Source organism: Streptomyces sp. NPDC004111 (assembly GCF_042874215.1).
Lineage (GTDB): Bacteria > Actinomycetota > Actinomycetes > Streptomycetales > Streptomycetaceae > Streptomyces.
Window position 1 is genome coordinate 192,179 of record NZ_JBIAMU010000002.1, and the last position, 25,781, is coordinate 217,959.

24 protein-coding genes and 1 tRNA gene are annotated in these 25,781 nt (G+C 73.9%); 5 read left to right on the plus strand and 20 right to left on the minus strand.

Annotated features, from left to right (window positions below; translation table 11 throughout):
- Window positions 1-10: 10 nt before the first annotated feature.
- Complete coding sequence (locus ACFYVL_RS05310) at window positions 11-757, plus strand: IclR family transcriptional regulator (RefSeq protein ID WP_389241789.1); 747 nt, start codon at window positions 11-13, stop codon at window positions 755-757.
- Here the strand turns inward: ACFYVL_RS05310 and ACFYVL_RS05315 are convergent.
- The 6 genes from ACFYVL_RS05315 to ACFYVL_RS05340 form a co-directional block, all read right to left on the minus strand.
- Window positions 729-1,865, minus strand: coding sequence for an aromatic ring-hydroxylating dioxygenase subunit alpha (locus tag ACFYVL_RS05315; RefSeq protein WP_389241466.1), 1,137 nt, complete (start codon window positions 1,863-1,865; stop codon window positions 729-731). The genes ACFYVL_RS05310 and ACFYVL_RS05315 overlap by 29 nt on opposite strands.
- Window positions 1,866-2,012: 147 nt before the next feature.
- Complete coding sequence (locus ACFYVL_RS05320; RefSeq protein ID WP_389241467.1) at window positions 2,013-2,378, minus strand: bifunctional 3-phenylpropionate/cinnamic acid dioxygenase ferredoxin subunit; 366 nt, start codon at window positions 2,376-2,378, stop codon at window positions 2,013-2,015.
- A gap of 340 nt (window positions 2,379-2,718) precedes the next feature.
- Entirely contained in the window at window positions 2,719-3,822 is a 1,104-nt protein-coding gene (menC, locus tag ACFYVL_RS05325) for an o-succinylbenzoate synthase (protein ID WP_389241790.1), read from the minus strand.
- Between the two features lie 5 nt (window positions 3,823-3,827).
- A complete protein-coding gene (locus ACFYVL_RS05330; protein ID WP_389241468.1) occupies window positions 3,828-4,697 on the minus strand; it encodes a GNAT family N-acetyltransferase in 870 nt (289 codons plus the stop codon).
- Window positions 4,694-5,776 (minus strand): M20 family metallopeptidase, encoded by a 1,083-nt coding sequence (locus ACFYVL_RS05335; protein WP_389241791.1) that lies wholly within the window; start codon window positions 5,774-5,776, stop codon window positions 4,694-4,696. The genes ACFYVL_RS05330 and ACFYVL_RS05335 overlap by 4 nt, the downstream gene beginning before the upstream one ends.
- A 275-nt stretch (window positions 5,777-6,051) precedes the next feature.
- Window positions 6,052-7,776, minus strand: coding sequence for a PucR family transcriptional regulator (locus ACFYVL_RS05340; RefSeq protein ID WP_389241469.1), 1,725 nt, complete (start codon window positions 7,774-7,776; stop codon window positions 6,052-6,054).
- Between the two features lie 254 nt (window positions 7,777-8,030).
- Between ACFYVL_RS05340 and ACFYVL_RS05345 the strand changes: the two genes are divergently transcribed.
- The gene (locus tag ACFYVL_RS05345) at window positions 8,031-8,336 is read left to right on the plus strand and encodes a cupin domain-containing protein (protein ID WP_389241470.1); all 306 of its coding nucleotides are present in this window, start codon (window positions 8,031-8,033) and stop codon (window positions 8,334-8,336) included.
- A 150-nt stretch (window positions 8,337-8,486) separates the two neighbouring features.
- Here the strand turns inward: ACFYVL_RS05345 and ACFYVL_RS05350 are convergent.
- Window positions 8,487-8,560: transfer RNA gene (locus ACFYVL_RS05350), tRNA-Pro, on the minus strand.
- Window positions 8,561-8,694: 134 nt separating this feature from the next.
- Here ACFYVL_RS05350 and ACFYVL_RS05355 point away from each other — a divergent pair.
- Window positions 8,695-9,414: a transketolase gene (locus ACFYVL_RS05355; protein ID WP_389241471.1), complete on the plus strand. Its 720-nt coding sequence runs from the start codon at window positions 8,695-8,697 to the stop codon at window positions 9,412-9,414.
- Between the two features lie 101 nt (window positions 9,415-9,515).
- Window positions 9,516-10,424 carry a transketolase family protein gene (locus tag ACFYVL_RS05360; protein ID WP_389241472.1) on the plus strand — a complete coding sequence of 303 codons (909 nt, stop codon included), beginning with the start codon at window positions 9,516-9,518 and terminating at the stop codon, window positions 10,422-10,424.
- Here ACFYVL_RS05360 and ACFYVL_RS05365 read toward each other — a convergent pair.
- The 12 genes from ACFYVL_RS05365 to ACFYVL_RS05420 form a co-directional block, all read right to left on the minus strand.
- A complete protein-coding gene (locus tag ACFYVL_RS05365) occupies window positions 10,411-10,806 on the minus strand; it encodes an MmcQ/YjbR family DNA-binding protein (protein WP_389241473.1) in 396 nt (131 codons plus the stop codon). The genes ACFYVL_RS05360 and ACFYVL_RS05365 overlap by 14 nt on opposite strands.
- A gap of 104 nt (window positions 10,807-10,910) precedes the next feature.
- Entirely contained in the window at window positions 10,911-11,837 is a 927-nt protein-coding gene (locus ACFYVL_RS05370) for an alpha/beta fold hydrolase (protein ID WP_389241474.1), read from the minus strand.
- 70 nt (window positions 11,838-11,907) lie between these two features.
- Window positions 11,908-13,104: a Gfo/Idh/MocA family protein gene (locus ACFYVL_RS05375; RefSeq protein WP_389241475.1), complete on the minus strand. Its 1,197-nt coding sequence runs from the start codon at window positions 13,102-13,104 to the stop codon at window positions 11,908-11,910.
- A 119-nt stretch (window positions 13,105-13,223) separates the two neighbouring features.
- Entirely contained in the window at window positions 13,224-13,793 is a 570-nt protein-coding gene (locus ACFYVL_RS05380; RefSeq protein WP_389241476.1) for a GAF domain-containing protein, read from the minus strand.
- Window positions 13,794-13,806: 13 nt separating this feature from the next.
- Entirely contained in the window at window positions 13,807-14,496 is a 690-nt protein-coding gene (locus tag ACFYVL_RS05385) for an ATP/GTP-binding protein (protein ID WP_389241477.1), read from the minus strand.
- Complete coding sequence (locus ACFYVL_RS05390; protein WP_389241478.1) at window positions 14,474-14,845, minus strand: DUF742 domain-containing protein; 372 nt, start codon at window positions 14,843-14,845, stop codon at window positions 14,474-14,476. The genes ACFYVL_RS05385 and ACFYVL_RS05390 overlap by 23 nt, the downstream gene beginning before the upstream one ends.
- Window positions 14,846-14,847: 2 nt before the next feature.
- Window positions 14,848-15,285, minus strand: a complete 438-nt coding sequence (locus ACFYVL_RS05395) for a roadblock/LC7 domain-containing protein (RefSeq protein ID WP_389241479.1) — start codon at window positions 15,283-15,285, stop codon at window positions 14,848-14,850.
- 4 nt (window positions 15,286-15,289) lie between these two features.
- On the minus strand, window positions 15,290-17,272 hold the full coding sequence (locus tag ACFYVL_RS05400; protein WP_389241480.1) for an ATP-binding protein: 1,983 nt from the start codon (window positions 17,270-17,272) through the stop codon (window positions 15,290-15,292).
- A 397-nt stretch (window positions 17,273-17,669) separates the two neighbouring features.
- Complete coding sequence (locus ACFYVL_RS05405; protein ID WP_389241481.1) at window positions 17,670-18,716, minus strand: LacI family DNA-binding transcriptional regulator; 1,047 nt, start codon at window positions 18,714-18,716, stop codon at window positions 17,670-17,672.
- Entirely contained in the window at window positions 18,713-21,154 is a 2,442-nt protein-coding gene (locus ACFYVL_RS05410) for a glycoside hydrolase family 2 protein (RefSeq protein WP_389241482.1), read from the minus strand. Before ACFYVL_RS05410 ends, ACFYVL_RS05405 begins: the two co-directional genes overlap by 4 nt.
- A 298-nt stretch (window positions 21,155-21,452) precedes the next feature.
- On the minus strand, window positions 21,453-22,664 hold the full coding sequence (locus ACFYVL_RS05415) for an MBL fold metallo-hydrolase (RefSeq protein WP_389241483.1): 1,212 nt from the start codon (window positions 22,662-22,664) through the stop codon (window positions 21,453-21,455).
- A 254-nt stretch (window positions 22,665-22,918) separates the two neighbouring features.
- On the minus strand, window positions 22,919-23,689 hold the full coding sequence (locus ACFYVL_RS05420; protein ID WP_389241484.1) for an SIMPL domain-containing protein: 771 nt from the start codon (window positions 23,687-23,689) through the stop codon (window positions 22,919-22,921).
- Window positions 23,690-24,051: 362 nt separating this feature from the next.
- Between ACFYVL_RS05420 and ACFYVL_RS05425 the strand changes: the two genes are divergently transcribed.
- On the plus strand, window positions 24,052-24,936 hold the full coding sequence (locus tag ACFYVL_RS05425) for a carbohydrate kinase family protein (RefSeq protein WP_389241792.1): 885 nt from the start codon (window positions 24,052-24,054) through the stop codon (window positions 24,934-24,936).
- A gap of 36 nt (window positions 24,937-24,972) precedes the next feature.
- Here ACFYVL_RS05425 and ACFYVL_RS05430 read toward each other — a convergent pair whose 3' ends face one another.
- Window positions 24,973-25,764, minus strand: a complete 792-nt coding sequence (locus tag ACFYVL_RS05430; RefSeq protein ID WP_389241485.1) for an SGNH/GDSL hydrolase family protein — start codon at window positions 25,762-25,764, stop codon at window positions 24,973-24,975.
- Between the last annotated feature and the right edge of the window lie 17 nt (window positions 25,765-25,781).

Below are 25,781 nucleotides of genomic sequence, written 5' to 3' on the forward strand. Positions count from 1 at the left end.
GTCCGGCGGAGTGCAGTCCGTCGACCGCGCCATCAGCGTGCTGGAGATCCTGGCGCGCCGCGGCAGGGCCGGGGTCAGCGAGGTGGCCGCCGAGATCGAGGTGCACAAGTCCACCGCGTTCCGGCTGCTGGGCGCACTGGAGGCGCGGGGCCTGGTGGAGCAGACGGGCGAGCGGGGCAAGTACCGGCTGGGCTTCGGCATCGTGCGGCTGGCCGGTGCCGTCACCGGGCGCATCGACATCACCCAGCAGGGGCGGCCGGTCTGCGAGCGGCTCGCCGAGGAGCTGGGCGAGACGGTCAACATCGCGGTGCTCCAGGAGACCTACGCGATCAACCTGTACCAGGTGCGCGGCCCCGGGGCCGTGGCCGCGCACAACTGGGTGGGGCAGCTGACCCGGTTGCACGCCACCTCCAGCGGCAAGGTCCTGCTGGCCCACCTGCCGGCCGCGGAGCGGGCCGCGGTGCTGGCCGAGGCGGGCCTGGAGCGGCTGACGCCGCGCACCCTGACCTCGGCTCCGAAGCTGGAGCGGAACCTCGCGCAGGCGCGGCGGCGCGGGTACGCGTGGACCGTGGAGGAGCTGGAGGTCGGGCTGCACGCGATCGCCGCGCCGGTCCGCGACCGGGACGGGGTGGTGATCGCGGCGCTGAGCGCGTCGGGTCCCTCGTACCGGTTCACCGAGGAGCGGATGCACCGGCTGGCTCCGGTGCTGGTCACGGGTGCGGCGGAGATCAGTCATCGGATGGGGTTCCTGGGCTGAGCCGTGCGCGCACCCAGTCGTGGAACTCGCCGATGTGGTGCTCGCTGGGCACCAGTACGCCGCCCGTGGCGTAGGTCCGGGAGTCCATCGCGGGCTGGCAGCGCTCGCAGGCGGCGAAGTCCTGCCGGTTGACGCGGTCGAAGAGCTCCACGGAGCGGCCGAGGTCCTGGCCGCTGTCGACGACGTGCGGAAGGTAGAGCCAGTCGCACTCGACGCGGGTGCGGTCCGGGGCGAGCGGGAACAGCCGGTGCAGGATCACGTGGTCGGGGACGAGGTTGACGAACACCTGCGGCCTGACGGTGACGGCGTAGTAGCGGCGGTCCTGGCCGGGCGAGATGCCGGGCAGCCGCTCCAGGCCCTCGGAGCCGTCGACGGTGAATCCCTTGGCCCCGTCGTCGAAGGCGGCGCCGTGGCCGACGAAGCACTGGGCCGCGTAGCCGTTCGCGAACTCCGGTATCACTTCAGTGAGTTCGGGGTGGATCGTGGCGCAGTGGTAGCACTCCATGAAGTTCTCGACGATCAGTTTCCAGTTCGCGGCGACGTCGTAGCGGATCCTCCTGCCGAGCCCGAGGCCCGCGACGTCGTAGCGCTCGACGGCCCCGGCGCCGCCGAGGCGCGCGGCGACCTCCCCCACCACGTCGTCGAACGGCGGCGGCTCGGGGGCGAGGCACACCCACACGTAGCCGAGCCATTGGCGGGTGGCGACCGGCACCAGGCCGTACCCGGTGCGGCTGATGCCGGTCATCCGGGTCAGGTTGGGGGCGGCGACCAGTTCGCCGGACAGGCCGTACGTCCAGGCGTGGTACGGGCACCGGAAGGCCCGCTCCACCCGGCCCGCGGCGTCGGCGCACAGCCTGGCGCCGCGGTGCCGGCAGACGTTGAAGAAGGCGTGCACGGAGCCGTCCCCGGCACGGGTGACCAGGATGTTCTCGCGGCCCACCTGCACGGTCCGAAAGGCGCCGGGCACGTCGAGGTCGGCGGCGCGCACGGCACACACCCACAGGGCCTCGAAGATGCGCTCCTGCTCCTGGGCGAAGACGGCCGGGTCCGTGTAGGCGGGACCGGGGAGGGTGGCGATCAGACAGTCCGGCAGGCTGTTCGAGGTCACGGTGCGCTCCTCGGGGGCGGGTGGTGCCGGGGTGGGAGGCGGGGCCGCGCCCGGGTCGGGCAGCGAGTACGCAAAGCAGCTGACAGAACGTCAGATCGCGTCAACGGCAGGGGTTCTCACGGAGCGCATCGCGTCGGGCGGAGCGCCTCAGGCGCGTTCTCCGGCGAGCCGGGGCAGGACGCAGGGCGGCACGTGCGGCACCGGTTCGGCCGACGGCCGGACGTAGACCGTGCCGTTCTCGACGAACACCTCGTGGGTGCGGACCGGCCGTTTGGCGGGCGGCGCGTCCACGGCGCCGGTCCGCAGGTCGAACTTCGAGGCGTGCAGCGGGCATTCCACCGCGCAGTCCTCCACCCAGCCGTCGGCGAGCGAGGCGTCCTGGTGGGTGCAGGTGTCATCGACGGCGTAGAGCTCGCCGTCCTCGGTGTGGAACACCGTGATCGGGGGTTCGATGTCGAGCCGGTGGGCCTCGCCTCGCGGCAGATCCACGAGAGGGCACGCGGGAATCATCATGACACCTCGGTGCGTATGGCGAAACGGGTCTCGGGAAACGCAACGTCAGTGTGGGACGGCCCCAAACCCTTGTCAAGGCATCCAAAGGCAGTCGAAATCAAGCCGGTCGGGGGCCCGGGGGGGGGGCCGGGGGGGGGGGGGGGGGGGGGGGGGCGGGCGGGGGGGGGGGGGGGGGGCGGCGGGCGGGGCGGGGGGGCGGGGGGGCGGGGGGGCCGCGGGGGCGCACCCCCCCCCCCCCCCCCCCCCCCCCCCCCCCCCCCCCCGGCCCCGCCCCCCCCGCCCCCCCCCCCCCCCCCCCCCCCCCCCCCCCCCGCCGGCCGGGAGCTGCTGGGCGGACGGCTCAGAGCGTGATCCACTCGGTGGAGGTGGTCACCTCGTCGAGCAGGTCGGGGAGCGGCTCGACGCCCAGGCCGGGGCCGGTGGGGACGTCCAGGTGCCCGTCGTCGAGGACGAACGGCGCAGTGATGTCGGTGGCGAAGTAGCGGTGCGAGCCGGAGGTGTCGCCGGGCAGGGTGAAGCCGGGCAGGGCGGCGAGCGCCACATTGGCGGCACGGCCGATTCCGGTCTCCAGCATGCCGCCGCACCAGACGGGGATGCCGTGGGCGCGGGCGAGGTCGTGGATGCGGCGCGCCTCCAGATAGCCGCCCACCCGGGCCGGCTTGATGTTGATGACGGAGCACGCGCCCAGCGAGATGGCCGCCGCGGCGTGGGCGGCGGACTCGATGGACTCGTCCAGGCAGACGGGGGTGCGCAGCAGCTTGGCGAGCTGGGCGTGCTGCACCATGTCGTCGTTGGCGAGCGGCTGCTCGATCAGCAGGAGCCCGAACTCGTCGAGTTTGGCGAGGTGCTGGGCGTCCACCAGGGTGTACGCGGCGTTGGCGTCGACCTGCAGGAGGAGGTCGTCGCCGAAGCGCTCGCGGACGGCGCGGACCGGGGCCAGGTCCCAGCCGGGTTCGATCTTGAGCTTGATGCGGACGTACCCCTCGGCGACGTAGCCCTCCACCGCGTCGAGGAGCTGGGGGATCGAGTCCATGATGCCCACCGAGACGCCGCACGGCACCCGGTCGCGGGCGGCGCCGAGGTAGGAGCCGAACGACTCCCCGCCGGTGCGGAGCTGGGCGTCGAGGACGGCGGTCTCCAGGGCCGCCTTCGCCATCCGGTGCCCGGTGAAGGGCTCCAGCACGCGGCCGACCGCGGCGGCGTCCACCCCGTCCTTGGGCAGGGCGGGCACCAGGAACTTGCGCAGGACGTCCTGCGCCCCGTCGACGTACTCGGAGCAGTAGCGCGGCTCGGACATGGCGGCGCACTCGGCCCAGCCCTCGCCCTCGGAGGTGACGACCCTGACCAGCAGCACGTCCCGGCTGGTCTCGGTGCCGAAGGAGGTGCGGAAGGGCGAGACGAGGGGCATCGCGATCCGGCGGAGTTCGACGCCGGAGATCTTCAGGCTGGTCACAGGTGGCTCCCGGGGTGGTGGGCGTTGACGGGGGTGGGGTTCGGGCCGGAGGCCGCGGGGGTGGCGGGGCGGCGGACGAGGTAGCCGCGCCGGTCGTGCATGGCGACCACCCGCGCGCCCTCCCCGAGCAGTTCGCCGAGGGTCTGGCGGACGGCGAGCCGCCAGTCGCGGGCGGCGGACGCGTCGGTCCTGCGCAGTGCCTCGATGTCGTCGGGCAGCTCGACGAGGACGAACTCGGCGTCCATCGGCCCGAGCCGGGGATGTCCGTCGTGGTCGCGGACGGCGTGCGCGACGTCTGCGGGCAGGGCCGCGGGGTTTCCCGCGTGTGCGGTGTGCGGTTGCCCGGTGTGCGGGGCGGGCCGGGGGCCGACCGGCAGGCCGAGGTCCCAGACGGCGAGCACCCGGTCGGATTCGTCGCCGCCGTTGATGGCGTCGTCCATGGCGCCGTAGAACGACTGGAGGTACTCCTCGGGGCGGGCGCCGAGCTTGGTGAGGTTGAAGTGGGCGTTGCGGCGGATGAGCGGGTCGTACGTCCAGGTGATCCGCTTGAGCCCGCGGTCCAGGGCCCATTGCCGCTGGTGGAGCTTGAGGGCGAGCCCGGTCCCGCGGCCCGCTCCGGTGGTGCCGGTGATGTGGGAGTGCAGGGTGGTGCCCGCGGGCTCGGCGAAGAAGCCGAGGGAGGCGCCCGTCAGCCGGCCTTCCTCGTACGCTCCGGCCGCGTAGTTCCCGGCGTGGGAAAGGGCGCGCATGATCTCGGCGGGCACGACGGGGCTGGCGGGGTCGGTTCCCCAGACGGCGCAGAAGAGCCGGCTGACCTCTTCGAACTCGGCCATGGTGTGCAGTTCGCGGATGTCGTGGCCGCTCATCGCAGTGCTCCGACGAGGTGGGCGAGGAGCCTGGCGCGCTCGGGCATGAAGGCGGTCTCGACGTGCTCGTGGTCGGCGTGGGCGCCGTCACCGACGGCGCCGAGTCCGTCCAGGGTGGGGCAGCCGACGCCCGCCGTGTAGTTGCCGTCGGAGGCCCCGCCGACGGCGGCCTGCCGCAGCGGCTCCATGCCGAGCCGTCCGGCGAGCCCGGCGGTCAGCTCGAAGAGCTTGCCCGAGGCGTCCGCCTCCAGCGGCGGGCGGTTGGGGCCGCCTGTGACCTCCAGCCGGGCACCCGGCAGCCGGGGGGCGAGCGCGCGCATCAGCTCGTCGACGGCCGTCTGTGCCGCGTTGCTGGGAACCCGTACGTCCACGCTCAGTTCGCCGCGGGCGGGCACGGTGTTGGTGGCGGTGCCGGCCTGCATCAGGGTGGGGGTGACGGTGGTGCCCGTACCGGTGCGTGCGGTGACCCGGGCGGTGAGGTCTTCGAGGGCGAGGAGCTGGTGGGCGAGTTCCAGCCCCGCGTTGACGCCCTTCTCGGGTTCCAGACCGGCGTGGGAGGCGCGGCCGTGCACGGTGAGTTCGTAGTTGGAGACGCCCTTGCGGCTGGTCTTGAGGGCTCCCCCGGCGGCTGCCGCCTCCAGGACGAGGGAGGCCCGGCAGGCACGGGCGGCGTCCTCGATGAGTGTGCGGGAGGTGTCCGAGCCGACCTCCTCGTCGCCGGTGACCAGCACGCACACCCCGTCGAGGGAGGGCAGCGAGGCCAGTGCGTGGAACATCTGGACCAGCCCGGCCTTCATGTCGAAGACCCCGGGCCCGCGGGCGATGCCCTGCCGCACGGACCACGGGTGGGTGGCGAGGGAACCCATCGGCCAGACGGTGTCGTGGTGCCCGAGCAGCAGGACGCGCGGGGTGCCGAAGGTCCACCGCAGATGGCTCACTCCGCCGACGACCAGGTTCTCCGGCCGGGCCCCGAGCAGCCGGGCGCCCTGCTCGCCCACGACCCGCGCGCTGCGCGCCACCGCCTCGTGGTCGGCGGAGAACGACTCGCAGCACACGAGTTCTTCGAGGTCGGCGAGCATGGCGTCGAGGGCGGGAAGGCCCGGTCCTGGTGCCCCGGACGCGGCGCCTGCGGGCGGGGATGCGGGGCTCGTGCGGTCGGACTGCATGGGTGGTTGCCTCCGGGTGGGGGAATGCGGCCGGGCAGGCAGCGTAGGCAGACCACGGGACGTAGGTGTTGGTCCGCGGGCACGAAGCGGGCAGCCGCCACTTGGACCTGCGGACGACCCCGCAGGTCCCGCACTCCCTACGCGGCGCCGCGCGCCGTCCGTACGCGGAGCCCTACGTCCCCGCTACGTCAGCCGGAGGACGGACCGAGCGCCGGGGCGGCCTCGGCGGGCCCGCCGCCGGCGCCGCGCCGCCCGCCCTGCGGTCCGTCGTACCTCCCCGTCAACCGCAGCTGGAGCATGAGCGCGAACCGCTCCGACGGGTCCGACAGGTCGAGCCGGCCCACCTCGGAAACCCGGCGGATCCGGTAGCGGAAGGTGTTGGGGTGGACGAACAGGCTCGCGGCGGCGGCGACCACGTCCCCGAAGGCGTCCAGCCAGGCCCGCAGCGTCTCCACCAGGTGGGCGTTGTTCCTGGCGTCGTACGCGGCGAGCCGGGCGAGCGGCCCGGAGAGCTCGTCGCGGTGCGCGGCGGCCAGGTCGCGCATCTCGATGAGCAGGGCGTCGGTGTACACGTCGGCGATCGAGGCGACCTGCTTGCCCGTGCGGCCCTCGGACAGCACCCGCAGCGCCCGGTCCGCGTTGGCCCGCGCGCGGGCCAGGGCGGCGGGTTCCTGGGCGAGCGAGCCGATGCCGATGACGGCGCCGCCCCGGTCGCCGGTGCGCCGCAGGAAGTTCGCCGCGACCTGGACGGCCCGCTCCCGTGCGGCGGCCGGGTCCCCGGACACCGGGAAGAGCGCGTAGGCCACCTCGCCGAGGAGCGCGACGGCGGCCCGCGGCCGGACGGCGCCCAGGTGGAGCGCCAGCGCGCTCGCCAGACGCTGCCGCTCGGCGGTGACCCGGGCGTGGTCCTCGCCCTCCTCCCCCGCCGCGCCCCGCTCGCCGGGCGCCGGGTCGAGCCCCATGGCCATGACCAGGATCGGCTCGTCCCTCAGCCCGAGCCTGCCCAGTGCCTCGGTGGCTCCCGCCCCGCCCTCCAGCGCGGTCGCCACCAGATCGGCGCGCAGCCGGTGCTCCGCGTCGGTGCCGGCGCGGAACCGCAGCATGTGGAGTGCGGCCAGCCCCGCCGCCTCCCGGAACGCCTGCTCCCGCTCCGGGGTGAGGGGCTCGCGCAGCGCCGCCCACACGGAGCCCAGGATCTCGTCGCCGGCCCTTACCGCGATGGCGACCCGGGGCAGCGCGACCTCGTCCCCGAAGGTCGGCGCCGGCACGTGCACGGGCCCCTCGCTCCGGTAGAGCCGGGCGAAGACCCCGTGCTCCTCGTGGATGCGCAGATACCGCTCGGGCACCTGCCGGGCCAGGATGCTCTCGACCCGGGCGGCGTCCGCCTCGTCCTGCCTGCCGGAGAAGGCGAGGATGCGGGAGCGCCGGTCCTCGATCGTGACGGGGGCGTCCAGCAGCGTGGCGATGGCGTTGGCCAGCGCGAAGAGATCGCCGGACGGCACCCCGCCCAGGGTCTGCTCGTCCGCCCCGCCGAAGTCGCCCTCGGCGAGCAACGTCCGGAGCATCGCTGCCAGTTGGGCCCAGGAGGCGCCGCGCGTGAGCGCGAGCAGCGCCACTCCGGTCTCGGCGACGACCGGCTCCAGCACCCGGGCGTCGGCCACCGGCCCGCGCACGACGAGCGCGGCGGCCCGCCCCGCCAGCTCCCGCAGCAGCCCGGCCACCTGCTCCGCCCCCTGCACCCCGACACCGAGCACGAGCGCGTTGTCCGGATAGTGCTGTTCGTCGTACGGATCGTGGATCCCGACCCCGCCCAGCTCTGCGGCCGCCTCGGGGGCGCCGTACAGCAGGTCGAGCAGGGTGGGGCCGAAATCGTCGAGCACCCGGCTCAGACTTCGGGCGGGGTACGCCGACATGCGCCTGATCATCTCCGCAGCTGGGAACCGGGCTGTCCCGGTACGTCCGTATGTGCGAACGAGGGTACGCGGTCCCGCGGCCGGCTGAATGCGCGTCACCTGCCGGAACGGGGTACCGCCGCCCGGCCCGCCCGCACTCTTTGCCAAATGGTCGACCAGCTGTTGTCGCAGGTCAGATAGGTTTCGAGGCATTCATCGAGTTCTCGACGGGCCCGCCGGACACGACCGGCCGGGGCCCTCTGGAGGCGTGTGCCATGAGTGCGATCGATCTGCTGGAAGCCGCTGCCGGACTGCCGCAGGCGTGGCGCTCCCACCGGCTGGGCCGGGTGGGGGCGGCCTGTGTGAAGGTGCTGCGCATGGACGGGACGCCTGTGGCGGAGGAGAGCCACGGTGCCGCCGAGGCGCTTCTCGTGCTCGACGGCCGGCTGGAGCTCACCGTGGAGGGTGTCGAGGTGTCGGTGGGGCCCGGCGAGCTGTTCATGGTCGGGGCGGGAGCCGCCCACACGGTCCGCCCGGGGAGCGGCGGCACCCTGCTGATCGTGGAGCTCCCGGAGGAGTGACTCCCCGTCAGCCCGCCCGTTCCGCCCGGCCTTCGCCCGGACCGCCGCGGGGCGTCGGGTGAGAGCGAGCGTTCCGGCGCGAGCGGTGAGAACGGCCGAGGGCCGCACCGGATTCCTCCGGTGCGGCCCTCGATCTACGACTCTTTCGAGTCGGGACGACAGGATTTGAACCTGCGACCCCTTGACCCCCAGTCAAGTGCGCTACCAAGCTGCGCCACGTCCCGATGCCCGCCTGACCTGGGGTTTCCCCTGGCTGAGCGCGCTTGAGAACAATACCGCACATCAGGACGTGGTTGCGAACGCCTTTCCCCGATGTCCGCTTGACCTCAAGTCTGGTTGACGTTGCACGGTCGTATCCATGACGACAACGAAGGAACAGACCCGGACAGAGGCTTACGGATACTCCGATCTGCGGCGCCTGATGGGGCTGATGACCGGCGACGAGAAGCACGGGCCCGCCGCGACCTCGACCCTGGACGTGCTGTGGGTGCTCTACGACCGGGTGCTGCGGGTGTCACCGGGCACCGCGGCGGACCCGGAGCGGGACCGGTTCCTGCTGTCCAAGGGGCACGGGCCGATGGCGTACTACGCGGTGCTCGCGGCGAAGGGCTACTTCGGGGAGGAGGTGCTGCCGGGGTTCGGATCGTACGACTCGCCGCTCGGGCACCATCCGGACCGGGTGCTGGTGCCGGGCGCGGAGATCGGCAGCGGGTCGCTCGGGCACGGGCTGCCGCTGGCGGTGGGCACCGCGCTGGGGCTGCGGGCGCAGCGGCGGACCGGGCCCGCGGTGTGGGTCCTGGTCGGCGACGCGGAACTGGACGAGGGCAGCAACCACGAGGCGATCGCGTACGCCGGACCCGCCGGGCTGGAGCGGCTGAACGTGGTCGTGGTCGACAACTCCTCGGCCACGCACGGCTGGCCCGGCGGCATCGCCTCCCGCTTCGAGGCGGCCGGCTGGTCGGCGCGGACCGTCGACGGCCGGGGCCACGAGGCGCTGTACGCCGCGTTCACCGCCCCGCACCCGGGCCGGCCCCATGTGGTCGTGGCCCGCGTCGAACCGAAGTCCGAAGCCCTCTGACCCTCCCGCCACGGACGGGCGGGCCTCACCACGGACGGGCGGCCCTCCCCCACGCACACAGAAACCCCTCCCCCACACGCACAGAAACAGGAGAACGTGACATGGACACCATGCGGGACCGGTTCATCTCCACCACCGGGCATCTGCTGGACGAGGACCCGAGGGTGGCGGTCGTGCTGGCCGACATCAGCGCGGACGGCTTCGAGCCTGCCCGGCACCGGCACCCGGAGCGGGTGATCAACGTCGGGATCAGGGAGCAACTGCTGGTGGGCGTCGGCGGCGGGCTCGCGCTCGCCGGGCTGCGGCCGGTGGTGCACACCTTCGCGAGCTTCCTGGTGGAGCGGCCCTTCGAGCAGGTGAAGCTCGACTTCGGCCATCAGGACGTGGGCGGTGTGCTGGTCAGCGCGGGGGGCAGCTACGACTGGCCGGCGGGCGGCTTCACCCACATGGCGCCGGGGGACGTGGCGCTCCTCGACACCCTCGACGGGTGGACGGTGCACGTGCCGGGCCATCCGGACGAGGCGGAGACACTGCTGCGGCACGCGGTGGCCGCCGGGGACGACCGGGTGTACGTACGGCTGTCGTTGCAGAGCAACGCACACCCCCTGCCGGTACGCGGCGACAGCGGGTTCGTCACGGTGCGGGAGGGCCGGGGCGGGACCGTCGTCGCGGTCGGGCCGATGCTCGGCCAGGTGCTCGCGGCCGTGGCGGACCTCGACGTGACGGTGCTGTACGCCGCCACCGTGCGCCCCTTCGACGGGGCCGCGCTGCGGGCCGCCGGGCACCCGGACGTGGTGCTCGTCGAGCCGTACCTCGCGGGCACCTCGACCGCCGCCGCGAACGACGCGCTCGCCGATCTGCCGCACCGGGTCCTCGGCCTGGGCGTCGGACGGCGGGAGCTGCGCCGCTACGGCCAGTTGGAGGAGCACCTCGCCGCGCACGGGCTGGACGCGGCCTCGCTGCGCGAGCGGATCTCCGGCTTCCTCGCCGGGGCTGTCAGGACGCCGTGACGGCACCCCCCGGCTCCGGGCCTGGTGCGGCCAGGTCCGGGTGGGCGGCCAGCAGCCGGCGCGGGGCGGCCTGCCGCCAGGAGTCGAGGAGGATGGCGCGGAGCTCCTCCTCGTCCTCCACGGCGGCCAGCCGGGCCCGCAGCCAGTTGTAGTTGTCGTCGTGGCCCGCGCGGAGGAAGAACTTCTGCGGTTCGGCGGCGATCAGCTCCGCCCGTTCCTCCTTCGGGCACTTGAAGGCGACCGTGCTGTCGTCGTCGCCGAGTGCGGCGAAGACCTTGCCCGCGACCCGGAAGGTGGGCTGCCCCCAGGCGAGCTTCTCCGTCGTGTCCGGCAGGGCGAGCGCCACCCTGCGTACGTCCTCGGAAGTGGTCGAAGCGGTCATGGAAGAACCGTACGGGCCACCACTGACAGCCGGCCCGGCGAGCGCACCCGGCCGCGGCGGCGGGACCGGACCGGCCGGGCGGCTCCGCCCCCGCGCCCGCGCGGTCAGACGTGCTTGTCCAGCCAGGCCGTCAGGTCGTCCTGCACCTCGTCCCGGTTGGTCTCGTTGAGGATCTCGTGCCGGGCGCCCTCGTACGCCTTCCAGGTCAGGTCCTCGATGCCCGCGTAGCGCAGGTCCTCCAGGAGTTCGTACAGCAGTGTCAGGCCCTGGTTGCAGGGGTCCTCGGTGCCGACCGCCAGGTGGAAGGGCAGGTCGGCGGGGATGCGGGCGATGTTCGCGGGGTCGTTGAGCTTGCGGATGCCGCGGACCCAGTCCAGGGCCAGGCCCGCGCTGAAGGCGAAACCGCAGCGTTCGTCCGCCGCGTAGGCGTCCACCTCGGCCTCGTCGCGGGAGAGCCACTCGCTGCCCGTGCGGTGCGCGAAGGCGTCGTTGAAGGAGGCGAACCGCTCGGGGACGAAGCCGGAGACCGCCGTGCGCCCCTGCTCGGCGACCTCCCGCTCCAGCCGGGCCGCCGCCGCTTCCAGGTCGGTCCCCGGCAGGCTGCGGAAGACCCCCGAGAGGATCACCCCGGCGAGGTCGTCCGGGTACTCCTGCGCGTAGTCGCGGGCCAGCATCGCGCCGAGGCTGTGCCCGAGCAGCACCACCGGCACGCCCGGGTGCAGCGCCCGCGCCTGGCCGCCGACCGTGCGCAGGTCCTCGACCATGGCCCGCCAGCTGTCCGCGTCGCCCTCCCCGGTCACACCGAATCCGCCGGTGCCGGTGGCGGTCGCGCCGTGCCCGCGGTGGTCGGAGGCGATCACTCCGTACCCGTGCGAGACCAGGTGGCGGGCGAACCTGTCGTAGCGCTGGGCGTGTTCGGCCGCCCCGTGCGCGATCTGGACGAACGCCCGCTGGCGTCCGCTCTCCGGCAGCCAGGTGTACGTCGCGAGCTGGATGCCGTCGTGCGCGGTCGCCGTGCTCGTCGTGGTCATCGGTGGGGCCTGCCTCTCTTCGCCGCTGCTACGGGGGTACGGTCCTGCCCCTCCCCCGGCGCGCCCCGCCTCATGCCCGCCGCTGCCCCCGGGCGAAGTAGGCGGCGATCTCGGGGTCGGGGGCGGGAACAGTGCGCGGGGTTCCGCCGTCGCGCAGCGAATCGGTGGCCCCGCAGCCCGCGGCGACCGCCATCCGGGCGGCGACCGGCGAGGTGTCCGTGACGCCGCCGTGCCGCGCGAAGCGCAGGAACTCGTCGATCAGCAGCGGGTCGGCGCCGCCGTGGCCCGCCCCGTCCTCGGCCGCCGGGATCTCGTGGACCTCGTCGGCGTCGAAGCGGTGCCCGGAGCGGCGGCTGTTCCACACCTTGACGTGGCCGCCGGGGCCGTCGCCGAAGTTCTCCAGGCGGCCCGCGTCGCCGACGACCGTGTAGTTGCGCCAGTAGTCGGGGGTGAAGTGGCACTGCTGGTAGGCGGCCAGGACCCCGTTGTCCAGGCGCATGTTGAGCAGCGAGACGTCCTCGACGTCGATGACCGGGTTGAGGCCGCGCTGGGTGTGCGGCGGCCAGTGGCCGTCCTTGGTGTACCAGTCGTCGGTCTTGGGCTCGCCGGGGGCGCGGCGGTGCGGGTTGTCGCCGTAGACCATCAGGTCGCCCATGGCCTGGACGTCGCGGGCGTAGCCGCCGGCCAGCCAGTGCAGGACGTCGATGTCGTGGGCGGCCTTCTGGAGGAGGAGTCCGTGGGTGTGCCGGCGTTCCGCGTGCCAGTCCTTGAAGTACCAGTCGCCGCCGTAGCCGACGAAGTGCCGGATCCACACGGTGCGGACCCGGCCGATCGTGCCCGCCGCGATCAGGTCGCGCATCAGGCGGACCACCGGCATGTGCCGCATGTTGTGGCCGACGTAGAGCCGGGTGCCGGTCTCGTACGCGGTGCGCAGGACGGTGTCGCAGTCCTCGACGGAGGTCTCCAGCGGCTTCTCCACGAAGACCGGTTTCCCGGCCCGCAGTGCCTGGCAGGCCAGGTCGGCGTGGGTGTGGTCCGGGGTGAGGACGAGGACGGCGTCGACGGCGGGGTCCTCGGTGACCTTGCGGTGGTCGGCGGCCAGGGCCGCGTCGGGGAAGTCCCCGGCGGCGAGCGCGCGGGCGCGGTCGTCGGGGTCGGCGAGGGCGGTCACCCGGGCTCCGGCCCCGGGCCGGTGGGCCGTACGGGCGAGGCTGCCGCGCAGCCCGTAGCCGAGGACGCCGAGGCGCAGGTCGCTCTGGTCCGTCATGGTGTGCACTCCCTCGCTGGGCCCGGCCGGTCCGGGCGGCCGGCTGCCTCGTACCGGGGTCGACGGTAACGCCCCGGCAGCCGGGGCCGGGCCGAGCGCCCACCGGCCGCGGCGGCCCGTCAGCCGGCGCCCTCCTCGCGTCGCGCGATCTCCGCCATCAGCTCGGCGGCCAGCGCCTTGATGGTCTCCAGTCCCTCGCGTCCCCACTGGCGGGGTTTGGTGTCGACGACGCAGATGGCGCCGAGCGCGATGCCGGAGCGGTCGATCAGCGGGGCACCGAGGTAGGAGCGGATGCCGATCTCGTCGACGACCGGGTTCCCGGCGAAGCGCGGGTAGTCGCAGACGTCCTCCAGGACGAGGGCCTTGCGGCGGGCCACGACGTGCGGGCAGTAGCCGTGGTCGCGGGCCATCGCCCGGCCCATCCGCCCGGCCGCCGCGGCGGCGCCGAGGTCGCTGCCGGAATGCGTGCCGGAGGGGGTGTGCAGCCCGGCGAAGAACTGCCGGTTCTCGTCGATGAAGTTGACCATGGAGTACGGCGCGGCGACGGCTTCCGCGAGCCGGACCGCGAACGCGTCGAGCATCGGGTCGGGCCGGCCGCCCACCCCCAACTGCCTGAGCCTGCGCGCCCGTTCGGGCCCCTCCCGATCCGCGGGGGTGAGCAGCAGGTGTCCGATCCTGTCGTTCGTCATGGGTGGGCTCCCGTCATGGGTGGGCTCCGTGGGTGGTGGGAATCGCGGGCGCGTTGTTCAGCAGGTGCTTGACGAGGGTGACCAGGGTGGCGATGCCGGAGCTGGCGAGCCGGGCGTCGCAGATCACCACGGGGATCTGGGGGCTGAGGTCGAGGGCGCCGCGCACCTCTTCGGGTTCGTACCGGAAGGCGCCGTCGAACTCGTTGACGGCGACGACGAATCCGATGCCGCGCTGCTCGAAGAAGTCGACGGCGGCGAAGCAGTCCTCCAGACGGCGGGTGTCGGCGAGCACGACGGCCCCGAGCGCCCCCTTGGACAGCTCGTCCCACATGAACCAGAACCGTTCCTGCCCGGGGGTGCCGAAGAGGTAGAGGACGTGCTGCTCGTCGAGGGTCATCCGGCCGAAGTCCATGGCGACGGTGGTCATGGACTTGTTCTCGATGCCCTCCAGGCTGTCGGTGTGCGCGCCGGCCTGGGTGAGCAGTTCCTCGGTGCTGAGCGGGTCGATCTCGCTGACCGATCCGACGAAGGTCGTCTTGCCGACGCCGAAGCCGCCCGCCACGAGGATCTTGAGCGCGGTGGGGAAGACCTCGGGGCCCGGCTGCTCCCCGCCGCCGTGGTCGCCCGCGTACTGGCCCCCGTGGCCGTCGCCCGCCCAGCTGCCGTCTCCGTAGCCGTAGTCAGAGTTGTCGTCGTAGACCATCGAGCACTGCCTCCAGCAAGTCGCGGTCGGTCGGGGTGTGTTGGAGGACCGGTGCGTGCGTGACGACCGCGCCGCAGTCCACCAGGTCGGAGAGCACGACCTTGGTGACGACCGCGGGCAGCCGCAGGTGCCCCGCGATCTCGGCCACCGACATCGGGTCGTCGCACAGTCCGAGCGCGGTGACGTGCTCCGGTCCGAGGTGTACGGGGAGGGTGGTTCCGGTGGCCATCACCAGGGTCAGCAGGTCGAGTTCGGCGGTGGGTCGGGTGCGGCCGTCGCTCACGGTGTACGGGCGGATCAGCCGGCCGGCCGCGTCGTCGAGCCAGGGCCCGTCCTGCGGGGCCGCCACGGTCACTGCCCCGGGGCGTTCGGCGCACTGCCCGCCCGTTGCCGTGCGGGCGTCGCCAGGTACGGTCGTACGCTCTTGACCAGCATCGCCATCTCGTAGCCGAGGACGGCGGCGTCGGCCTCGCGGCCCGCGAGCACGGCGAGGAAGGTCCCGGAGCCCGCCGTCGAGACGAACAGCAGCGTGGAGTCGAGTTCGACCACCACCTGCCGGACCTCGCCGCCGTCGCCGAACCGCATGCCGGCGCTGCGGCCCAGCGAGTACAGCCCGGAGGCGAGGGCGGCCATGTGGTCGGCGCTGTCGGTGTCGAGGCCGTGCACGGACTTGACGAGCCCGTCGGAGGAGAGCAGGACGGCGCTGCGGGTGTACGGCACTCGTTGGACGAGGCCGCTCAGCAGCCAGTCGAGGTCGGCCGCCTGGCCGGTCGGCGCATCGCTCACCATGGGGTTACTCCTTGGGGGTGGGGAAGTTCGTGTCGTCGGGGCGGGCGGCGTCGGCGAAGGGGATGTCGGTGGGCTCCGCGGCGGCCCGGGGTCCCTGCTCGCCGGGGTGCTCCGGGACGACCGGGTGGTGTCCGGTGCGCTCGGCGCGCTGGGGCAGGTCGGGGCGGAGGAGGCCGTCGTCCTCGCGCGGTGCTTCCTCGGTGCGGACGTCGGCCGCCTCGGCCAGGCCGATGCCGCGCTGGAAGGCGGCCATCAGCCCGGGGTCGTGCAGGGCGGGCTGTTCGTCGTCCTTGCGCGGGGCGGGACCGTCCTTGAGCTGCGGTACGAGGTTCTCCTGGCTGCGGCGCCTGGGCAGGCGGGGCTTGCTGACCCGGCCGCGCACGGAGCTCTCCGCGGCGGGCCGGGCCGCGCTGTGCACCGGCTCGGCCGGGACCACGAACTCGGGGGGTGCGGTGAGCCCGTGGGTGACGCCGGGGACGGCGGCGGCCGGGGTGGGCCGGTCGCCGCGGGCACCCCGGACGGGCAGCGGGACGTGGCCGGGGGTGCCGGGCGCCGCCTTCGTACCGGTCGTCCCGGTCGGGGACGGGGTGCGCGGCAGGTCCTCGGCGGGCGCTGCGCCGGGGTCGGACGGGGCCGGGCGGGGCGGCGGTACGGGCTGCCGCCCGTCGGGGGCCGCGCCGGATATCGGGGGCCGTTCGCCCTGCTGCTGCGCGGGTACGGCGCCCGGTGCGGCGCCGCCCTGGCGGCGCGCCGCGCCGGCGCCCGCGCTGTCGTGGTCGTCGCCCAACAGGCCCTCCGGGAGGACGAGTACGGCCTGCACGCCGCCGTAGATGTTGTTCTGGAGGCGGACGGCGATGCCGTGCCTGCGGGCCAGCGCGGACACCACGAAGAGGCCGATCCGGCCGTCCTGGAGCAGGTTCTGCACATTGACCTGGTCGGGGTCGGTGAGCAGGGCGTTCATCTTGTTCTGTTCGGTGACCGGCATGCCCAGGCCGCGGTCCTCGACCTCGATCGCCAGGCCCGCGGTGACGAACTGGGCGCGCAGCAGCACGGTGGTGTGCGGGGCGCTGAACACCGTCGCGTTCTCCACCAGTTCGGCGAGCAGGTGGATGATGTCGGCGACCGCGTGGCCGCGCAGCGTGCCGTCGATCGGCGGCACGAGCTTGACCCGGGAGTACTGCTCGACCTCGGCGATCGAGGAGCGCATGACCTCGCTCATGGAGACCGGGTTGCTCCACTGGCGCCGGGAGATCGCTCCGCCGAGCACGGCGAGGTTCTCGGCGTGCCGCCGGATTCGGGTGGCCAGGTGGTCGACCTGGAAGAGGCCCTTGAGCAGGTCGGGGTCCTCCACCTCGTTCTCCAGCTCGTCGAGGAGCTGGATCTCGCGGTGCACCAGCGACTGGAGCCGTCTGGCCAGGTTGACGAAGACCTCGACCTTCTGGTCGGTGCCCGCGCTGCTGGAGAACTGGGAGGCCTGGACGACGGCGGTCACCGCCGCGTCGTGCGCGCGCCCCAGTTCCTGGCCCAGCAGGTCGAACTCGTCGCCGGTGCGGGCGAGGCCGGGGGGCACGGTGCGCCTGGTGTCGGGGGTCTCGCCCCGGCGCAGCCGGTCCACGAGGGCCCGCAGTTCGTCCTGGCTGCGCGCGCTGCCGCGGCGCAGTTCGTTGCACCGGGCGAAGACGGTCCTGGCGGTGCGGTGGGCGGCCAGCGCGGCGGTGCCGACCGCGAGTGCGGCGAGTACGGCGGCCACGGCGAGGCCCGCCCATAAGCTCTGGGTCGGCCGGGCGCCGGTGGAGCGGAAGGTGTAGAGCACCGCGGCGGCCCCGCTCATGGCGACGACCACGGCGGGAAGCACGGCCGCGCGGAGCATCTGCGGACGTACGTGCGCCTCGGGGGCGGACGCCGCCGGGGGGCGGACCCCCGGCCGGCCGTGCCGCCCGCCCTCGCGGCGGTCTGCTCGCGCGGAGGGTGCGCGAAGTTGAGACATCAGCGTCCTCGGTACGTGGGGCCCCAGGGATTCGACGGGGCGGGGCCCTCCTGCGGAGGGTCCCGCTGCCGGACCGTTTCCGGGCCGGATGCGGAGCTGGACTCAACTCGGGTGATGCGGGCCCCCGTTGATCACCGGGCACTCACAGTAGTCGGGAACATTCCATGGGTGATGGGCAGTTGCCAAACTTCCCCGCGCGGGGTCCCGCTCTGGTATGAGGCCTCGTACGGGGATACGAAACCGGCCGCCCCTGGGAAGCGGGGGCGGCCGGTACCGAGGGGGTTCTTGCGCCTCCGGGGCCGGGGCGGCGCTGCCGGGATCCCGTCCGGCGTCCGCCGGATGTCACCCGATCGTGTTCGGCCAGCGTGCGGGGCGTTGCGACGTGGGTTCGAAGGGCTCACCCGGGTACGGCGGCGCTCCCCCGTCCGGACGGGCGGGCCGTGGAGCCGCGCGGGGTGAGGGTCGGGGTGGCCGCCAGGCGGGCGGTGGCCCGTTCGCCGGACAGCAGCCCGTACAGGGCGCGGGCGACCTCGGCCCCGAAGGCGTGGATGTCGTGGCCCATCGCGGACAGGGTGGGGTGGGTGAGTGCGCAGAGCTGGGAGTCGTCCCAGGCGAGCAGGGAGAGGTCGGCGGGGACGCGCAGCCCCATCTCGGCGGCGACGGACAGTCCGGCGACGGCCATCAGGTCGTTGTCGTAGAGGATCGCGGTGGGCCGCTCGGCGGCGCTGAGCAGCGAGCGGGTGGCCCTGGCCCCGGACTCGCCGGAGAAGTCGGTGTCCACCTGCCGCTCTCCGTCCAGGCCGAGTGCGGCCATGGCGGCGGCGAACGCGGCGCGCCTGATCCGGCTGTGGCCCAGTTCGGCGGTGCCGCCGACCCGGGCGACGGTCCGGTGGCCGAGTGCGGCGAGGTAGCGGACCGCTTCGGTGACGGCCGTGCTGTCGTCGGTCCACAGCGAGGTGAAGGGACCGGTCAGCGAGGGGTGGCCGACGGCGACCGCCGGTATCCCGAGCCGGGACAGCGCGGGGACGCGGGGGTCCTGCTCGTGGAAGTCGACCAGGACGGAACCGGCGGTCTGCCCGGAGCGCCACCAGTGGCGCTGGAGTTCGATCTCCTCGTCCATGCCGGTGACCAGGCGCAGCAGCAGGGCGCCGGAGTGGTCGGAGACGACGCTCTCCAGGCCGGAGATGAACTCCATGTAGAAGGGTTCCAGGCCGAGCTGGCGGGCCGGGCGGCAGATGGCGAGCCCGATCGTGCCGGTGCCCCGCTTGTTGAGCGCGCGGGCCGAGAGGTTCGGCTCCCAGCCCAGGGTGCGGGCGACCTCCAGGATCCGGGCGCGGGTCGCCTCGGAGACGCCCGGCTTGTTGTTGAAGGCCAGCGACACGGCGGCCCGGGACACCCCGGCGCCCGCCGCGACGTCCCTGATGGTCACCCGCCGCTCGCTCACGCGCTCTCCCCCGCGCCGGGCCCGGCGGTCTCGTTGCGCACCGCGAAGAGGGCCGCCCGGACCGCGGCCCGCTCGTCCGCCGTTGCGGGGTCCGGCTCCCAGCCCCGTACCGTGATCACGGTCCGCTCCCCCGGCAGCAGGGTGCACAGGCCTCGGTCCGCCACTGCCGTGGGGGCCAGCCGGTCGGCCTGGAGCAGCAGGTCGCGCAGCAGGGTGCGGGCGGTCACCACGATCTCGACCCGGTCCGGGTGGCGCACCACGTCCACGTCGTGGGCGGGCTCGGGGTAGTCGAACTCCTTGTCCGGTACGGGGAAGTACAGGGCGCGCAGCCCGTCCGCGTCGGCCACCAGGAACTCCCGGCCGGAGGCCGGCAGCAGTTCCCCGGGCACCTCGGCGAGGCCGACCGATCGGGCTTCGGCCCGCAGTGCGCACTTGGTCTCGGCGAGGGTGTGCCCGTCCGCGGTGGTCCTGCGCAGGGTGACGACGGTGTCCCAGCCGGTCGCGGACTGGTTGACGGCGGCCACGGACCGGCGTCCGTCGCGCACGGAGAGGGTGAGCAGCCGGTCCGCGTAGAGCCTGCGCAGTTCGTGGTAGAGGGGCTTGGGGCGGCCGTCGCCGTCGACGGCGGCCCAGGAGGTGACGGGCCAGCAGTCGTTGAGCTGCCAGACGACGGTGCCGGCGCAGCGCGGCCAGTGCGAGCGCCAGTGCTCGATGCCGGTGGCCACCGCCCGTGCCTGGTTGACCTGGGTGAGGTAGTGCCAGCGGTCGAAGTCGTCGGGGGCGGTGAAGTGGCGGGCGAGTCCCCGGGCCAGCTTGCCGTTGCCGTCCTCGGCCTTCTGGTGGTGGAGCATGCCGGGCGAGTCGGGGCGCAGGTCCTCGCCGGGCAGGGCGCGGCGGAGGGTGGCGTGGGTGGGGGGCGCCTGCCAGCCGAACTCCGCGACGAAGCGGGGGACGGTGTCGAGGTAGTCGGCGTAGTCGGTGCGGTTCCACACCTCCCAGGAGTGCGCGGTGCCGTGGGCGGGGTCGTTGGGGTGGTGGTCCCAGCTGCCGGACCACGGGCTGCCGGCCCAGTAGGGGCGGGTGGGGTCGGTCTCGGCGACGACGCGCGGCAGCAGGCCCAGGTAGAGGCCCTCGCCCCAGGAGTCGCCCGCGAGCTCCTCCTCCCAGCCCCAGTCGCGGAAGCCCCAGAGGTTCTCGTTGTTGCCGTTCCACAGGACCAGCGAGGGGTGCGGCATGAGCCTGCGGACGTTGTCCCGGGCCTCGGCCTCGATCTCGGCGCGCAGCGGCTGCTCCTCGGGGTAGGCGGCGCAGGCGAAGAGGAAGTCCTGCCAGACCATCAGGCCGAGTTCGTCGCAGACGTCGTAGAACGCGTCGGACTCGTAGATCCCGCCGCCCCAGACGCGGACCAGGTCGACCCCGGCGTCGGCCGCCTGGGTGAGGCGGGTGCGGTAGCGGTCGGGGGTGACGCGCGAGGGCAGCGCGTCGTCCGGGATCCAGTTGACGCCGCGGGCGAAGATCCGCTCGCCGTTGACGGCCAGGGTGAAGCCGGTGCCGTGCGCGTCGGCCCCGGTGTCGAGCACGACGGTGCGGAACCCGATCCTGCGCTCCCAGCGGTCCAGCAAGGTGCCCTCGGCGTCGAGGAGCTCCAGTTCGGCGTCGTACAGCACCTGGTCGCCGTAGCCGCGCGGCCACCACAGCTCGGCGTCGGGCACCTCGACCGTCAGGACGGCCTCGTCGGTGTCGAAGGTGACGTCGGCGGTGCGGCCGTCGACGCGGGCGCGGGCGGTGAGCGGGCCGTCGGTGGTGCGCTCCACCTCGATGCGCAGTTCGGCGCGTCCGGTGCCGTCCTCGACGGTGACCAGCGGGCGTACGGAGGCGAGCCGGGCGGTCGACCAGTGCTCCAGCCGCACCGGCTTCCACAGGCCGGCGGTGACCAGGGTCGGGCCCCAGTCCCAGCCGAAGGAGCAGGCCATCTTGCGGATGAACGGGAAGGGTTGCGGATAGGCGTTGGGCCGGTCGCCGAGCGCGGCTCGGACGGCTTCCGCCTCGGTGTGGGCGGAGGTGAAGCGGACCGACAGGGCGCCGTCCGCGTCCGGGGCGGCGAGCTGCCCGGTGACGTCGAAGCGGTAGCCGCGGTGCATGTTGCGGGTGCGGCCGACCCGTGCGCCGCCGAGGGTGATCTCGGCGACGGTGTCCAGGCCGTCGAGGACGAGGTCGGTGCGCTCGTGGTGGGTGTCGCGCGCGGCGAGCCGGAGGTCGTACGTCCAGTCGGTGCGGCCGATCCAGGCGACCTCGTGCTCGTTGTCGCCGAGGTAGGGGTCGGGGATGCGGCCCGCGGCGAGCAGGTCGGTGTGGACGCAGCCGGGCACCCGGGCGGGTATCGCCGCGCCGTCGTACCGCAGCGTCCAGCCTTCGGTCAGGTCGGTGACGTCCTTCATGAACCCTGCTCCGTTCCAGGTGATCGCGGGCGGCTCCGCGGCGGAGCGCCGGGCCTGGCGACAAGGTAGACGTGCCCCTCGGGCACTGTCCATAGACCGGTTGAGTTCCTTTGAACGGCCAACTCGCCTCAAGACAGCGGCATTTACTGAACGATTACTCAACAACTACGCACAGGGCCCCGGCCTCCCTGCGTGAGGGAGGCCGGGGCCCTGGGACATACCGGCGGGGCAACGGAGCTGCGCGGAGCGGGACTCCGTCACCGCGCGGCGAGGAGCGGCCCGAGGAAGGGACGGGTTCTCAGCGTTCGGAGCTCGACGCGAGGTTCCGTTCGCCGCGGACCTCCTGCAGGACGGCGGACGGCTCGGCCGTCCCGCGCCAGTGCCGGGCGACCGGCCCCGAGACGCCTCGCCACCACGGCGCCGACGGCAGCTTCCCGGCCGGCTCGAAGGGCTCGCCGGGACAGGGGAAGGCCACCCCCTGGTCCGCGTCCCGCGCGGCGTCCCGGGTCCACTCGGCCGGCTCCGCCCACGGGTGCGGGGCCAGGTTGAAGGTGCCCCAGTGGATCGGCAGCAGCACTCCGTGCGGGCTGCCGCCCTGGAGGTCGAGGTGGGCGCGCAGCCCCTCCTCGGGGGTCATGTGGATGTCCGGCCAGTGCGGGCTGTACGCGCCGATCTGGATCATCGTGATGTCGAAGGGGCCGTGGGCCGCGCCGATGTCACGGAAGCCCCGGAAGTAGCCGGTGTCCCCGCTGTGGTAGATCCGGTGCTCCGGTCCCCGGACGGCCCAGGAGGCCCAGAGGGTGTGCTGCTGGTTGCGCAGACCGCGTCCGCAGAAGTGCCGGGCGGGGGTCGCGGTGAGGGTGAGGCCCGCGACCTCGGCGGACTCGTTCCAGTCGAGCTCCCGGATGCGGTCCGGGGACACTCCCCAGTGCTCCAGGTGCGCGCCGACCCCCAGCGGCACCGCGAAGACGGTGTCCGTCCTGGTCAGGGCCTTGATGGTGGGCATGTCGAGGTGGTCGTAGTGGTCGTGCGAGATGACGACGACGTCGACCGCGCCGAGCGAGGCGAGCGGCACCGGCGCGGGGTGCAGCCGCTTGGGACCGGCGAAGTCGAAGGGGGAGCAGCGCTCGCCCCAGACCGGGTCGAAGAGCACCCGGCTGCCGTCGATCTCGGCGAGCACCGTCGAATGGCCCATCCAGGTGATGCGGAGCCCGGAGGAGGGCGGCTCGGCGGTGTCGGCGAGCGTGGTGGCGTACACCGGGACGGTTCCGGAGGGGGCGCGCAGGACGCGCTCCTCCTTGCGGAAGTAGGTGGCGAGCAGTTCGCGGGTGGAGCTGGAGCTGGGCCTGCTGCGGGTGCCCTCGGGGTTCTGGAAGACGCCGTCGGCGAACTGGGGCGAGCGCCGGATGCGCTCCATCCGCTCACCCGCGGGGTCGGCTCCGAAGGCCGCGGTCCGCAGCCCGCGCAGTCTCTCGCGCAACGGCTTCAGCGGGGAATCCGCACTGGTCACGGCACCTCCAAGGGGTTCGGCTTCATTTTCATTATGTGCACCCCGTGCGACGCCGTGGTCACGGGCCCGTGACCGTGGGCGGCACAGCGGCGGTCGGTTGCGGGAACGGACGGCAGCGGGGCCCCGGCCGTCCACGGCGCATCGCGAAGACGCACTACGAGAACGTGCCGGGGCCCCGCCCTATGCCCGCCGGGCCGCACTTTTCCGCCGGTGGCCGATGGTGCGCGCGGTACCCGGGCCGGATGCCCGTCGGGTCAGTCCAGCTCGTAGACCGCGGTCAGCGTGACCTGGTCCTGGACCTCGCCGGGCGCCACCGGCACCGGCTCGTCGGCGGCGGCGCCCGGCGGCAGCGCCACCGGGGTCGGACGCCCGCCGTCCGACTCGCTGACCGAGACGAGCCGGCCCAGCCTGCGCCCGTTGAGCTTCGCGTACTGCTCGGCCTTGGTGCGGGCGTCGTGGTGGGCGGCCCTGCGGGCCTCGGTGCGCAGCGGGGCGGGGTCGGAGACGTCGAAGCTGATGGAGCCGATGCGTCCGGCGTTGCCCGCCGCGTCCATCGCCGCCTGGATGACGCTCCCGGTGCGGTCCATGTCGCGCACCCGGACCGAGAAGTTCTGCCCGGCCTGGTAGCCGACCAGCTTGGTGACGCCGTTCTCGTACTCGTTGACCGGGTTCAGCGAGAGGCTCTCGGTGCGTACGTCGCGGTCGGCGATGCCCTGCTTGCGGACGGCGGCCAGCAGCGCCTTGGCCGCCTTGGACTGCGCGGCCAGGGCGGCCTTCGCGGTGGGGGCGGTGGTCTCGACGCCCATGCCGATGACCGCCATGTCCGGGGCGGCGGAGGCCGCGCCCGAACCGGTGACGGTGACCGTGGTCGGCACCGGGCGGGCGGCCTGGGCGACGGCGGGGGCCGCGGCTTCCGGGGCGAGGGAGGGCAGCGCGGCGGCGGGCAGCGCCGCCGTCACCAGCAGCCCCCCGGCGAGGGCGGCCACGGTGAGGGCCCGGGAGAGTACGGGCGGAGGTACGGACACGGGGTGGTCCTTTCGCAGACCGGTCGGCCCAGGGCCGTCCGGCACAACTCGGATCGGTACAAAGCGGGAACATCCCAGCACTGCCCGGCCGCCGAGGGGCCGCGCCACTCCCGCACCGGTGCGAAATTCACCTCACGGAATTTACTTCGACCCTTCACCTCGCGAACACACTCGCGGACCTCCGGTCCCCTGCGGCCACTCCCGCCCCGCGGCAGGGCTCCGCCCCCACCGGCACCCCGCATACTGGGCCCGTCGTGGGAAGTCCGGGGCGAGGGAAGGGGAGCGCGGTGGCGCAGCAGGAGCAGGCGGCCGGGGCCGACGGGCGGCAGGACCAGCAGGACAGCGGCGACGGTATCGACGTGCTGGTGATCGGCGGCAGCGGTGTGGACACGGTGGTGCGGGTCGACGCGCTGCCGGTGCCGCTGGCCGACTCCGTCGGGGTGGCGCCGATCCGCGAGTGGCCGGGCCACACCGGCGGCAACGTCGCGCTGGGCTGCCGGGCGCTGGGGCTGGACGTGAAGTTCCTGGACGTCATCGGCGACGACTGGATCGGCGGCCAGGTCAGGGAGCGGATGGCCAAGGGCGGTGTGGACTTCGAACCGCTGGTGTCGGCGGCGGGCACCCGGCGGGCGGTGAACCTGGTGGACCCGACGGGCCGCCGGATGTCGTTCTACGACGCCCGCGACCCCGAGGACCTGCGGATGCCCGGTGACTTCTTCCTGCCGCACCTGCGCCGGGCCCGGCACGTCCACGTGTCGATCATGGGGTTCGCTCGGCACCTGCTGGACGACGTGGTGGAGTCCGGTGTGCCGTTCTCCACCGATCTGCACGACTGGGACGGCCTGGCCGACCACCACCGGGCGTTCGCCCTCCGGGCGGACCTGGTGTTCCTCAGCGCGGCGGGCGCCGGGACGCGGATCGGCGAGGTGATGCGGGAGATCCTGCGCGAGGGCCGGGCCGCGACGGTGGTGGCGACGGCGGGTGCGGGCGGTTCGTACCTGCTGACCCGCGACGGCGGCAGCACCCCGCGCCACGTCCCCGCGACGCCGCCGCCCGCCCCCGTGGTGGACTCCAACGGAGCGGGCGACGCCTATGTCTCCGGGTTCCTGTACGGGCGGCTGGCCGGCCGGAGCCTGGAGGAGTGCGCCGGGCTCGGGGCGCTCGCCGGGGCGTACGCCTGCACCGTGCACGGGAACACCTCCCTGGCCGGCCCGGCGGACCTGGCTCCGGCCCCGCCCGCGGCCTGACGCCCGGACGGAGCCGCACCGGGGCCCGACGGGCCGTCAGAGCGGCAGCAGGTCCGGCCGCTTCGCCTCGACGTGGTCGCCCGAGCTCTCGCCGCGCAGCCTGCGGCCGATCCACGGCACGAGGTGCTCGCGCGCCCACTGGATGTTGTCGCGGCGCGCTTCGAGCGTGCCGCGCGGGGGCAGCGTCGGCCACGCCTCGTCCGGGTCGGCCGGGATCTCCAGGCCGAGCACCTGCCCGGCCCGCAGGGCGACCCGGGTGTGGCCCTCGGGCGAGAGGTGCAGCCGGTCGGAGTCCCAGGCCCGCCGGTCCTGGACGGACTTCAGCGACCACAGGTCGAGCACCGGGCAGTCGTAGCGGTCCGCGATGGACCGCACGTGCGCCGAGTAGGTGGCGACCTTGCCGCGCAGGTGGCGCAGCACCGGGACGCCCCGGGTGTCGAAGCCGGTGGTGACCATGACGGTGCCGACCGCCGAGGTCAGGTCGGCGACCGCCTTCTCGAACCGCTCGGCCACGTCGTCGGGGTCGGTGCCGGGCCGGATGATGTCGTTGCCGCCCGCGCAGAAGCTGACCAGGTCGGGGGCCAGCTCCTTGGCCCGCGGGACCTGGTCCGCCACGATCTGGTCGAGGAGCTTGCCCCGCACGGCGAGGTTCGCGTAACGGAAGGTGTGCTCGGGTACCCGGTCGTCCAGAAGGACGGCCAGTCGGTCGGCCCAGCCGAGGTACGCGCCGTCGGGCCCGGGGTCGCCGACCCCTTCGGTGAAGCTGTCCCCGATCGCCGCGTACGACCCGATGGTGCCTGCGCTGAAGAATCTCGAATCGTCTGCCACGTCGACACATCCTTCAC

Excerpts from the sequence above, each read along its gene's own strand:
- ACFYVL_RS05375 (WP_389241475.1), bottom strand. The coding sequence starts at position 13,104 with ATGACGGACCAGAGCGACCTGCGCCTCGGCGTCCTCGGCTACGGGCTG.
- ACFYVL_RS05410 (WP_389241482.1), bottom strand. The coding sequence starts at position 21,154 with ATGAAGGACGTCACCGACCTGACCGAAGGCTGGACGCTGCGGTACGAC.
- ACFYVL_RS05370 (WP_389241474.1), bottom strand. The coding sequence starts at position 11,837 with ATGACCACGACGAGCACGGCGACCGCGCACGACGGCATCCAGCTCGCG.
- ACFYVL_RS05335 (WP_389241791.1), bottom strand. The coding sequence starts at position 5,776 with ATGCTCGCCGACCTCGAAGAACTCGTGTGCTGCGAGTCGTTCTCCGCC.
- ACFYVL_RS05360 (WP_389241472.1), top strand. The coding sequence starts at position 9,516 with ATGGACACCATGCGGGACCGGTTCATCTCCACCACCGGGCATCTGCTG.
- ACFYVL_RS05380 (WP_389241476.1), bottom strand. The coding sequence starts at position 13,793 with ATGACGAACGACAGGATCGGACACCTGCTGCTCACCCCCGCGGATCGG.
- ACFYVL_RS05340 (WP_389241469.1), bottom strand. The coding sequence starts at position 7,776 with ATGTCGGCGTACCCCGCCCGAAGTCTGAGCCGGGTGCTCGACGATTTC.
- ACFYVL_RS05345 (WP_389241470.1), top strand. The coding sequence starts at position 8,031 with ATGAGTGCGATCGATCTGCTGGAAGCCGCTGCCGGACTGCCGCAGGCG.
- ACFYVL_RS05395 (WP_389241479.1), bottom strand. The coding sequence starts at position 15,285 with ATGGTGAGCGATGCGCCGACCGGCCAGGCGGCCGACCTCGACTGGCTG.
- ACFYVL_RS05355 (WP_389241471.1), top strand. The coding sequence starts at position 8,695 with ATGACGACAACGAAGGAACAGACCCGGACAGAGGCTTACGGATACTCC.
- ACFYVL_RS05330 (WP_389241468.1), bottom strand. The coding sequence starts at position 4,697 with ATGAGCGGCCACGACATCCGCGAACTGCACACCATGGCCGAGTTCGAA.
- ACFYVL_RS05385 (WP_389241477.1), bottom strand. The coding sequence starts at position 14,496 with ATGGTCTACGACGACAACTCTGACTACGGCTACGGAGACGGCAGCTGG.
- ACFYVL_RS05320 (WP_389241467.1), bottom strand. The coding sequence starts at position 2,378 with ATGATGATTCCCGCGTGCCCTCTCGTGGATCTGCCGCGAGGCGAGGCC.
- ACFYVL_RS05365 (WP_389241473.1), bottom strand. The coding sequence starts at position 10,806 with ATGACCGCTTCGACCACTTCCGAGGACGTACGCAGGGTGGCGCTCGCC.
- ACFYVL_RS05400 (WP_389241480.1), bottom strand. The coding sequence starts at position 17,272 with ATGTCTCAACTTCGCGCACCCTCCGCGCGAGCAGACCGCCGCGAGGGC.